General features: G+C 57.7%; 7 protein-coding genes. 3 read left to right on the top strand and 4 right to left on the bottom strand.

Features of this window, described 5'->3' with window-relative positions:
* Positions 1 to 828: 828 nt before the first annotated feature.
* The 4 genes from U1A53_RS00545 to U1A53_RS00530 are packed head-to-tail and all read right to left on the bottom strand — an operon-like array spanning position 829 to position 8937.
* Complete coding sequence (locus U1A53_RS00545) at positions 829 to 4017, bottom strand: type I restriction endonuclease subunit R (RefSeq protein ID WP_322278195.1); 3189 nt, start codon at positions 4015 to 4017, stop codon at positions 829 to 831.
* Positions 4018 to 4022: 5 nt separating this feature from the next.
* Positions 4023 to 6191, bottom strand: a complete 2169-nt coding sequence (locus U1A53_RS00540) for a hypothetical protein (protein ID WP_322278193.1) — start codon at positions 6189 to 6191, stop codon at positions 4023 to 4025.
* Positions 6192 to 6199: 8 nt separating this feature from the next.
* Positions 6200 to 7330: a restriction endonuclease subunit S gene (locus U1A53_RS00535; RefSeq protein WP_322278191.1), complete on the bottom strand. Its 1131-nt coding sequence runs from the start codon at positions 7328 to 7330 to the stop codon at positions 6200 to 6202.
* Positions 7327 to 8937, bottom strand: a complete 1611-nt coding sequence (locus tag U1A53_RS00530) for a class I SAM-dependent DNA methyltransferase (protein ID WP_322278188.1) — start codon at positions 8935 to 8937, stop codon at positions 7327 to 7329. Before U1A53_RS00530 ends, U1A53_RS00535 begins: the two co-directional genes overlap by 4 nt.
* Positions 8938 to 9406: 469 nt before the next feature.
* Between U1A53_RS00530 and U1A53_RS00525 the strand changes: the two genes are divergently transcribed.
* The 3 genes from U1A53_RS00525 to U1A53_RS00515 all read left to right on the top strand — a co-directional run bounded on the left by U1A53_RS00525 (position 9407) and on the right by U1A53_RS00515 (position 11151).
* Positions 9407 to 9730: a helix-turn-helix domain-containing protein gene (locus U1A53_RS00525; protein WP_322278186.1), complete on the top strand. Its 324-nt coding sequence runs from the start codon at positions 9407 to 9409 to the stop codon at positions 9728 to 9730.
* Between the two features lie 66 nt (positions 9731 to 9796).
* Entirely contained in the window at positions 9797 to 10327 is a 531-nt protein-coding gene (locus tag U1A53_RS00520) for a hypothetical protein (RefSeq protein WP_322278184.1), read from the top strand.
* A 113-nt stretch (positions 10328 to 10440) separates the two neighbouring features.
* Positions 10441 to 11151 carry a hypothetical protein gene (locus U1A53_RS00515; RefSeq protein WP_322278182.1) on the top strand — a complete coding sequence of 237 codons (711 nt, stop codon included), beginning with the start codon at positions 10441 to 10443 and terminating at the stop codon, positions 11149 to 11151.
* The last annotated feature ends 315 nt before the right edge of the window (positions 11152 to 11466 follow it).

The following is an 11466-nucleotide window of genomic DNA, read 5'->3' as shown; positions in this document are numbered from 1 at the left end:
CGGAGAACGGAACGGAGCATCGGAACGACGGATGGGCGTGTGAACCAGGGAGTCTCTTTCTCTGGTCAAAAATGGGGGGGGGTAAAAGATCGGGAAACGACGGTCCCCCTTTTTTACCACCCATCTTTTACCAGCCACGTTATTCGGGAGAACGGAACGGAGAACGGAACGGAGCATCGGAACGACGGATGGGCGTGTGAACCAGGGAGTCTCTTTCTCTGGTCAAAAATGGGCGGTAAAAGATCGGAAAACGGCGGTTCCCCTTTTTTACCACCCATCTTTTACCAGCCACGTTATTCGGGAGAACGGAAGCCGTCTCAAGGTCCAGCCTCCGGCTCTTCGGTCCGGTTGGAAGAACCACCGTCAACAACGGCAAACCACCGTCAACCATCCATTCTCCGAAGCAGAGCTTCTGCGAAGGATGAACCGCCAACGGCCTTCTCTCCCAGTCATCCTTCATCCTTCATCATTCCCCGTCCCGTCATCGCCCATCTGGAACTCATGCCGCTGCGGTTGAATCAGGGCAGCCGAGCGGCGGCAGCGTCAGCTCGATCTGCTGCTGAAGCTCCGGCGAGCGGGGCTGTTTTAAAGGAGCGCCTGGGCCTGGATAGTGCGTCGGTCAGACAGTTGCACACCGACCCCATTTCCTCTTCGATGAATGCGATCTCTTCGCCAAGCATGTGCTGCCGCATCTTCCCACCTGCCGCCTGAACGAACTCCAAGGCCGCCGCATGGCTGATCCAGTGACTCCGCTCACGACGGCGGAGAGGCGGTGAAGGCAGGGCTTGAAGAGGTGAGACGGGAGCGCGGAGACTCCTCTCCGCCGGTTCACGCCGCCGCCTGAGTTTCGTAGAAGTGCTCGAACACTGCCTCCACCTTCGCTTCGTAGAGCGGCTTGTCGTAGGCTCTGGGCAAACCTTCGTCGAGCGTGTCGGAGATCGCTCCTTTGACTTGGGCGCGCGGTCCGGCGCGCTTCTGCCAGTCGAGAGCCAACAAGCCCTGCACCTTCAGCAGGAGTTGCCGTGCCACCTTCTTCACTTCTTCGCGTTCGGCTTCGCTCAAGTTGGGCGCGGGACGGGTCAGAATGTCGAAGATGACCAGTTCGTCAGGCAGCATGTTCTCGCGGACGTGCCTTGTCTGTTCCTCGCTGAGTTCGCGGCTGAGCTTGAGGAGTTCCTCAAAGAGCTGGTCGATGTTGCGGCTGCCAGCGTTGTAGCTGGAGATCAGTTCCTCGAACTTCTGCTGGTAATCCATTCGTGTGCGGTTCAGGCGGATGATTTTGTCCAGCGTGGCGCGGATCGCGGCTTTGAGCTTTTCGATGTCGAGGTTCTTCTGCTTCGACTCTTTGAACTTCTTCGCCAGCGCTTCGAAATTGATGCGTGAGAGATCGATCACGCCATGCCGCGCTCCAGCGCTGCCTTCGGCGATGGTGAAACCTTCGGCACCGATGGATTCATCCAGCAAGTCGTTCAGCTTGCCCATGATCGGCGTGATGTCGGGCGTCTCGGTTTCACCGGTCTGCACTTTGATGGCATCCGCGAGTGTGGCGAGCAGCGAGCACATGCCGGCGAACTCGATGGCGGCCTTGTCGGGCTTCACCGCCTGATACAGCGTACGCACCAGCTTCTCATGGCCGAGGAATTGTTTTCGCAGTTCATCGGGAGAGATGAGCGCATCCACGGCCAGCTTGAGCAGGTTCAGTTTTTCCATGCCCTCGGCTTCGTGAATAGCGGTCAGGTTCACGCCCTGCGTCTGGCAGAACTCCGCCATGTCCTTCAAGGCGGCACGCAGTTGCGCCACCAGTTCTTTTTTGTCGCGCACGGGTGTCTTGCCGCCTTTGCCAGCGCCATAGATCGCCAGCGCTTTCTCCAGTGAGGCGAAGACGTTGGCGTAGTCCACGATCAGGCCGCTGTGCTTGCCGGGATAGACGCGGTTCGCACGCGCGATGGTCTGCATCAGCGAATGGTTCCGCATCGGCTTGTCGAGATAGATCGTCGAGCAGCTTGGGGCGTCGAAGCCGGTCAGCCACATGGCACAGACAAAGACGAGACTCAGCTCGTCCTTCGGATCTTTGAAGCGCTCGTCCAGCGCCTCGTCGTTCATGAGTTTGCGATGCGGCACGATGTCGATGCCCTTTGCCGCCATCTTGGCGATCTCGTTCTGCTCGCTGGAGACGATCACCGCCATCTCCGTGTGCTCCAACAAATCCAGCCTACGCTGCAATTCGCGCACCTTGTCGGCATCATAATCATCCTTCGCCTCGTCTTTGCGCTGACCTGGCTGCAGCGGTTTGGAGCGAGACAACTCCTCCAGCTCCTTCCAGACGCGTGTCTGTTCCGCCATCCAATGCTTCTGCACCTTCGCGTGCATCTTCAGCGCGGTGGCTTTGTCGATGCTTACCACCATCGCCTTGCCTTGGAAGCCACGGCCCAGGAAGTGGTTCACGATGTCCTTCGCCACCGTCTCCAGGCGGTCATCGCGAGTGATGAGGTGGTATTGCTTGCCCAGTTCCTGTTGCAGCTTTTCCTCGGCGTCCGCGCTCAGCTCGGCTTCCTCGATCAACGCATAGATGTCCTCGTTCAGGTCGGGATTGTCGAGATGCAGCTCCGGCGTGCGGTTCTCGTAGAACAGCGGCACCGTCGCGCCGTCCTCCACGGACTGCTGGAAGTCGTAGATGGAGACGTAATCGCCAAACACCTCGCGTGTCCGTTCCTCGCCCGCGATCAGCGGCGTGCCGGTGAAAGCCACAAAGATCGCGTTCGGCAGCGCTGCGCGCATGTTGAGCGCCAGCGTGTCATACTGGCTGCGGTGCGCTTCATCGGTCAACACGATCACGTCCCGCCGGTCCGTCAGCATCTCAGGCGTTTGGAACTTATGTACGAGCGTGAAGACGTAGCGGTGATTCCCGCGCAGCAGCTCGCGCAGATGTTCGCCGCTGCTGGCGTGGCAGATTTCGCCCTCGGCCTCGCTCACCGCACCGCAAGCTTTGAAGGTCGTGGCGATCTGCTCGTCCAGCTCCACACGATCCGTCACGATCACAAAGGTCCAGTCGCCCGGCACGGTGCGCAGGATCTTCTGGGAGTAGAACACCATGGAGAAGCTCTTGCCGCTGCCCTGCGTCTGCCAGAACACCCCGCCGCGCCCGTGGCCTTCCGTGCGGGCCTTCAGGCTGGCGGCGATGGCGTTGTTCACGCCGAGGAACTGATGGTTCTGCCCCACGATTTTGACCAGCCCGGCCTTATGCTCGGAGAAGAGAATAAAATTCTCCACCAGATCCAGCAGACGCGTCTTGTCGCAGGTGCCGCGAATCATCACCTCCAGGGAAACCCGGCGCGGCTCGTCCTCGCTGGCGATGCGCTTCCACTCAAAGAACCGCTCCCAGTCCGCCGTCAGCGATCCCACGCGGCTGTCCGTGCCGTTGCTGGCGATCATGAGCGCATTGCCCCAGAACAGCGCCGGGATGTCCGCCTTGTAGCAGGTCAGGTTGTCTGAGAAAGCCTGCTGCGCGGGCACTCCCAACTTTTTCAGCTCTACCACCACTAGCGGCAGCCCGTTGACGAAGCCGATCAAATCCGGCCGCCGCAGGTAGAGCGGCCCTTGGATGGACATCTGGCTCACCAGCAGGAAATCATTCGCCTCTGGGTTCTCCCAATCGATCACCCGCACCCGCTCCGGCTTCTGCCCCCCGCGTTCTCTGTCCGGCACGCTGACCTTGATGCCCTGCTTCAAAAGCTCATGTAGCTCCCGGTTCGCCGCGGCTGGACTCATCGCCGAGCGGTTCCGCGTCAGCTCATCCATCGCCGAGGTGATCGCCTCCGGTGGCAGCGTGGGGTTGAGCCGCTCCAAAGCCGTGCGCAACCGCCCGGTGAGCACAGCTTCCGATTTCACCATCCGTCCGAGCGTACCGCTGACGCCAAAAGTCTCCTCTGCTGCCGACACCGTCTCCCAGCCAAGATCCTCAAACAGCCCGATGGCGGGCTGCTCGACGAGTTGGTCTTCGGTGTAGGCGTGGGGCATCCCGTTTAACTGGTTACTTCTTTAACGAATTCATCAAGCGTAGAGCTGATCTCGTAGTCATAGAGGTCCAAAGCACGCAGCACACGATAGACTTCACGAATTTCATCTGGACTGAAGGCAAGGTGACGAAAAACTTCTCTTTCGATCAGACGCATATTGTCCCTGACCGACTCGTTGTGATTCTTGATGAGTTCACTAATTCGCGCACGCTCCTCCTTGTTTGGATGCTCATTAGCCGTAGCCGTTAGGACAGCATGTTCCGCCGTCACGATATTCTTTGCAAAAACGCTGAGACTCCGAATGAATTTGCTGTCCGATGTGAGCGGCACTCGCCGCTTTTCCGCCATAATGTCAAACACATCGTCTGTTTGATAAACCGAGTTCAAATACCACAACAGAAATGAAGATTTCAACCATGCGGTGAATCCCAATGTCATCTCTTCGTCAGCTTTGGTTCCGAGTCCGTGTTCGGCTGATAGTTTTACCTCAAACACAGGGAATGGTGCATGGACAACCATCTGTCTTTTAGCGTAGATTGCGCCCCCCTCAGGAAACACCAACACAGAGTTTGGTCCGGCTGATTCTCCACCCTCCGCCTTTCGACCACGATAGTTGAAAATCGGCGCACTAAATCGGTAGTAATCTCGCTGTTCATTTTGTCTGCCGCCCTTCAAATCCCCCGACCTAATCTGGATGAAATCCCCGTCCGCGTAGCCGTTCAGGCACCCAAAGTCATCTCTAAGCGAGGAAGGGTAATTGGGATCGAGCATTTTGAATTCAAAAGGACCACACCTGTTCCGAGACAGCAACGGCTCAAGACGCGCAGAAATCGCCATCGCTGGAAACGCATTCGAGACGCGGATGAGATGAGTCGAGGCTGATTCAAGTGCTTTTTGCTTGGTCTTTCCCACACGTTGGTAATGGACTTTCGCAACAATTTGTTCGATGCGCCAGGCTGGAGCCGGTTGAGGTTTTGGACCATCTACAACCCAGCAAATCCCGTCTAACAGCCGTAATTTTGAGTTGCGGTTAATAGAAATGAAATATCGCTGGCGAGAGGTGCTCTGATGAAATTGCGAAATCGTGAAGCTGAATTTTTCGTCAGGGTCCAGGTCATTCTGCAAATCCTGAAATAACGCAGAGATTTGCTCAGCAATGCGGCTGGTCTCATCAGCTATATTGAAAAGGTTTAACCGAATAAGCGCATCGCCGGAGTTTAGAATCCCGCAAAGTGCCCGCGCCAGATCCTTCCGCATACCCGTTTCGATTTCGAGTTTATTGGTGAAGTCAAACACCACTTGGGGCCGGTCTTTCACGAAGCGTTCTAAACGCTCCTCTACAAACTCGTGAGAGCAGCGAACGCGACTAGGATCAATGAGGCCACTTCTCAAGACGTCAAAGTCGAGTGGCTTGCTTTCCGTTAGAATTGAGAATTGCGAGGCGGGTTTGATGTTGGGGGCACCGTGGTAGTCCGAACATTGAATAAACCCTAGCGGGGCTTTTCGTTTGTAGGTGTTATCAGTGACGGTCTGGCTGATATGTTTAACTGTGTCAGGATTTGAAAATTGAGCAGCCACTACCCGTTCGTCTCTGAAAAGTTCCACACGTGCCGCCCCTTTTCCGAGTTCTTCCCATGCTCCTTTTGAAGTTTCCACATGCGGCAAGATGCAAAAGAAGCGATCACCGAACCGAGATGCCGCCAAGTCCAGCAGCGCAACGACTGACTGCTTGGAGCATTTTTTGGGATCTCCCCGCTGCACAGCTTCGCCTAAGTCCAAGTCGTTGGTCAAAAAGTCAGTCACTTGGGAAACAACGCAGTCGTCAAATAGAAGAATGACGTGAATGTTTGGGTAGGCGGTAATTTCAACTCCTGGAAACACGAGAAGCCTTTCAAACCGCTCGACCTCGCACTTTAGATCATTCACGACTGACGAACTGTCGTCGCGTGCGGCCATCAAACGATAAGTTTCCTTCGCGGCATCCAATTGTCGGCGGTATTCCAAGTAGCCGTTGATAGTGTTGTGATCCGTGATGGCTATCGCATCAACTTCCTCATCCACGAACGCCTTAACCAATTCGGCGTAGCCGCGAACAGATTTATTGCCAAGGAAGTCGATGGACGCTGGGCTGTGAACGTGAAGATCAAGCTTTAGGGAGTGTTCTTTGATTTTCATAAGGTCAATCAGTTGATTTCTATATTCATCTCACCCGACAGCAGACGCGGCAGCAGCAGGTCGCGGGTGCGGCGGAGGATTTGGATTTGGCGTTGGAGGGTGGAAGCCTGTTTTTCTAACGTTTCGGCAAGCTCACAGAACTTCGTGAGTAGCGCAGCGGGCGGAACTGCCACTTCCAAAGTGTAGGCTTGGTTGCGGCTAAGGCCGGGAACAGCGGCATCACTGTTGATGAAGTTGAGCGTTGGCAGGACGTAAAATAGGAACCGCAGCGGCAGCGCAGAGGTGACGAAGTAAGCCGTGTCGATCACGAAGAAGTCTCCATCACACCAGAAGACGCTTCCGACGTTGCCCTTTCGTCCGACAATGATTCCCGGGCCCTTCACCAGACTGGTGTCGTGTGAGCCCACTTGCCCGCTGGAACCGAATACTGGAAACTCACCTTCCCGGCGGTCTTCCTTCTTCAATGCCTTACCGTAGTTGAGTTCGACGATGTCGCCGAGCTTCTTAACCTCCCAGCCCTGCGGGATGTCGCCGAGGGCGGAGGGGACGCGGGGGACGGATTCGTGGCCGGGGAAGCGGAAGTGGACGAACCACTCGCGGTAGAGGGCGCGGGCCATGTCCTCCAGCAGCCGGATGCGCCGCTGGCTGTTCTCGATCAGCTCGTCGTAGGCCGACAGGATGCCCGCGATGCGGCGTTGGGCGGGGAGCGGAGGAAGTGGAATTTCAATCTGCCGCAAGTTTCCTTGTGAGAGCTTTGGCTGTGCTGCGCCCGTGACGTATGGTTTGATATCCGCGTTGTTCAGGCAAGCGAGGAGGAATGTGTCATCCGCAACGCCGGGTTTCCCACGCAGAATGTGGGCATGGTTGTTTACCCAAAACTTTCCGTCTGCGAACAGTGCGAGCGGAAGCTTCTTGCTGTTCAGGTTCTCCCCATCCTCGGCGACAAGGATGTAGCGTCCGTCGAAGATGTAGCCGTCAATATGGTCGATGATTCCTTGCGCACCGTAATACGGGTAGATGCCTTGCCGCTGCTGCCGCTCTCCGCTGTTGAGGGGCACGCGCTGAGTATCGAACAGCTCGATTACATCGCCGAGCTTCGCAGTCTGCCAATCATCGCTGCCATTTTTCGCCATCGTCATGCGTCCAGAATTTCGGCCATGTTGTTGGCGATGGTTTGCTCCAGTTCGCGGGCCTGGGCGTTGAGTGTTTCGAGCTCTTCGTTCCAAGTTTGGAGCTGGGTCTTAAACTCCGCATCCGTGACACTTTCACCGGGAGCCGCTCCGACATAGCGGCCCGGGCTTAATGCCCAGCCTTGCTCCTCGATCTTGTCATGCGAAGCCGACATGCAGAGACCCAGCACGTCTTGATAATGCGGCTTGGAACCAAACAGCTCTTCGATCTTCTCCTGCGTTTCTTTTCCGCCGAGCGTGTAATCTGGTTTTTCTCCACGATACAGTCGCACAACGTTCGCCATGAAGCTGATCTGCGCATCAGTCCAGTCGCGGTGGGCACGATCTACTTGGCGGTAAATGTGTCGCGCATCGATGAAGAGCACCTGCTTGGCACGCGGCGTCTTGGCTTTGCCTCGATCAAAAAACCACAACATGCACGGCAGCGTGACGGTGTAGAACATCTTGGGGCCGACAGCGACCATGACATCGACGGCTCCGGCTTCGATGATTTTCTGCCGGATGTCTTTCTCGGAACCGGAGGCGGTTTCAGCTCCCGATGCCATGACGAAGCCGGCGCGGCCTTTCTCATTGAGCGCCGAATAAAAATCCTGAATCCAGAGGTAGTTGGCGTTGTCGGTGCGCGGCAAGCCGAAGGGGTAGCGGCGACCCGGGCCGGCCTCGGCGCTGAGGCGTTCCTTGTCCACCTGGCTGACGTTGAAGGGCGGATTGGCACAGACGAAGTCGAAGCGACCCGTGCTCTTGTGCAGGTCTTCGTAGTAGGTGTTGCCGTGTTTGATGTCACCTTCCAGGCCGTGGACTGCCAAGTTCATGCGCGACACTCGCACCGTGGCATCCACACGCTCCTGCCCATGGATGCTGAGCTCGCCGTTGGGGTTCAGCTTATGAGCCTGCACGAAACGGGCGCTCTGCACGAACATGCCACCGGAACCGCAGGCGGGATCGAGGATGCGCCCGCGAAACGGCTCCAAGATCTCGACAATCAGCCGGACGATGCTCAGAGGCGTGAAGAACTCGCCGCCCTTCTGCCCCTCGCTCATGGCGAAGGTGCCGAGGAAGTATTCATAGATCTTCCCGAAGGCGTCACCCTCCAGGTCGGCGGGGATGGTGGAAAGGGTTTTCAGCAGGTTGCTGAGCAGGAGGGAATCGAAGATTTGAAAGCCCTTCGGCAGCACGCCCGCCATGTGAGGATTATCTCGCTCGATAGCCTTCATGGCCTCGTTCACCGCCTTGCCAATGTCCGTGCCCTCCGGGAGCTGGAGCAGCTCCGCAAAGCGAGCGCCCGCTGGCAGGTAGAGCACGTTTTGCTCAATGTAGGAAGCCGGGTCATCCACCTTGGACCCGCGACGCGAGGACGCGCTGGTCTTTTCCAGCTCCGCCCGCCGCACCATGAACCGCACCTCCGCAAAGCGCAGGAAGATGAGCCCCAGAATCGGCTCCGAGTAGTCCGACTGCTTCAGCCCAGCCCCGGCCCAGAGCTGATTCGCCGCCGACCAGAGCCGCTTCTCCAAGGTATCGGTGGCGAGGTCTTTTTCAGGCGGGGCAATCCAGATCATGTGGGCAAAGGGAGACGCGTAAAGGTTTTGCCGATTTAACGCGGAGATGAATCCGAAGGCAAGGATTGCCGGATGCTGGCAGCTCGATTCTTGAGGCTGGAAACTGAATGCGGCAAGGAGTGCCTACGGAACACGCGGAACACGCGGAACCCACGGAAACCGGAGTGTCTTTGCCTTGAGACTTCCGTGCTTTCGGTGTGTTCCGTAGGCCATGTGACTTCTGGCTGCCTGAAGGGGATGGATTGGTGGTGGCCTCTTTACAACCCGCCGGGCCGCTGCTGGCGGTAGCGTTCGAGGCGGTAGGTGGAGCGGTGGAGCGGTGGAGCGTGGCTGGGAAAGGATGAGAGGGCCTTGAATATTGAAATTTACTTACACATTCAAGCTTGTTTGGCGGGCTTTTTTTGGGCTTATTTTCGAGCAGGTGGCCAGTTGGCCCCCTTTGAATCTTGTTTTTTTACTGACTCAACCCATGAAAACACCTGATATAACCCATCCTGACGGCCGCTACCGCGCCACCGATTTCATCGGCCAGGCGATCATCTTCTGGCGGGGCGTGCGGCGGATGACGCAGAAGCAACTGGCCCTGGCGGCCCATGTGTGTGACTCCGCCGTGAAACGCCTGGAGGCAGGCCGGAAACGGGGCGGCTGGATGGTGACGCTGGAACAGCTCTGCCTGGGCATGCGCATCAAGCTGGTGGAGCTGATGGCCGTGGCCGAGCGGCTGGCGGAGGAGGCGATGGCGTGGGCGGCGCGAAAACCGCAGGACAGGAACCCGCCCTGCGGGGCTTCCTAAAAAAGCCGCCAAGGTGGCCAGTTGTTTCTTCGCCAAAACGGCGCGGCGGTGCTGGAATAAGCGGCGATGAAACGCACGCCCTGCCACTCCGAGCACCTCACGGCCCTGGCCCGTCTGGATGCTGGATCGGCTGGGAGGACGACTGGCTCGTCCAGTGAATTGATTTTCTCGTCCAAAGAACTCTCTGACTCGCCCAAGGAACTGATTTTCTCAGCCAGAGAACTCTCTGGCTCATCCAGTGAATTGATTTTCTCAGCCAAGGAACTCTCTGGCTTATCCAGTGAATTGATTTTCTCGTCCAAAGAACTCTCTGGCTCGTCCAGTGAATTGATTTTCTCAGCCAATGAATTCTCTGGCTCATCCAGTGAATTGATTTTCTCAGCCAAGGAACTCTCTGGCTCGCCCAATGAATTGATTTTCTCAGCCAAGGAACTCTCTGGCTCGCCCAATGAATTGATTTTCTCAGCCAGCGAATTCTCTGGCACGTCCAAAGAAGCCCAAGAGTGGGCTTTTGATCCTAAGAATCATGCGGTGCATCGCGGGCCTGAGAGGGCCAGGCATGTCTCCATGACAACCCTTTCCCGGAGGGCTGGGTGATGGCGCTGTGGAACAGCGGCGTCACCTGGAATTCTGGAATCCTGTGGTCCCCCTCGGCTCCTCCTCCGCCGGTGCTGATCACGCTCGCAGAAACAACCAAACGAACCAAACACATGAAACGCAAATTCTATTATCCTAGCAAGGTGGCCGAACAGTCCCCCTGGCACTTCAACTACAGCGACCAGCTCATCGTACACGGCGTGAACATCGGGCTGGTGCTGGGAGACGTCACCGCCAGCGTCAATGACTCCCGCCATCTGGGTTATGCCACCGGTGCGTGGCTCAACAGTGTGCGCGAGTTCGGCCCGGGCTCGACGGGACAGGTGGAGGTGCTGAAGTACGGCACTGGCGCGACACCCTTCACCCTGCCGGAGTTCCTGCCCCCTGCCCCGCCCGCCGGGCTGACGGCGGTGCTGCCGGGCGCGCTGGCGCGCCTTTTCCGCTTTGTGGGCATGATCAAGAGCGCGCCGGGCTACACGGAGGGCATCGGCCTGCTGCTGGGCGTGGTGGGCGAGGAACTGCCGCCGCCGCCGCCGGGTGGTGGCGTGCCGCGCATCAGCCTGCTGCTCAATCAGGTGCCGGAGCAGCAGCAGGTGCTGTTGAAGTTCTTCAAGGATGGCCACCAGGGCCTCTGGATCGAGAGCCGCCGCAACGGCGGTGCCTGGGAGTTCCTGACCATCTCGACCAAGAGCCCCCACATCGACACCCGCGCCCTGCTGGTGGCCAACCAGGCCGAGGTGCGCGAGTACCGCGCCATGTTCTGGGACGCCGGACAGCCCAATGGCGACTGGTGCGATGTGGCGAAGATCACGGTGAGCCCGTAGCGAAGCAAAAGCTGAAAGCTGAAATGCTGAAAGCTGAAATCCAAAGAGGAAAGCTGAAATTCTGAATAAGAGCTTTCTCATTTGCCATCGCCCTCCGGCGCTGCCCTGCGGGCTGCCTACGGCAGGCTGTCTCGCTCCGCTCGGCTCTGCTTTCTGCTTTCCCATTTCTACTCTCAGCTTTTCCCCCCTCCCCTCTCTTCTATAGCTCCGCCAGCACTCAGAAGCTCCGCACCGCACTCCACACGCCCTTTCGAGGACGAGTTCGAGTAGGAGGACGAGAACGATGCAATCGCCAATCACTGTGACACTCCCAAC

Origin of the sequence: Prosthecobacter sp. (genome assembly GCF_034366625.1) — a bacterium.
GTDB lineage: Bacteria > Verrucomicrobiota > Verrucomicrobiia > Verrucomicrobiales > Verrucomicrobiaceae > Prosthecobacter.
This window is presented reverse-complemented; position numbering and strand designations above follow the sequence as displayed.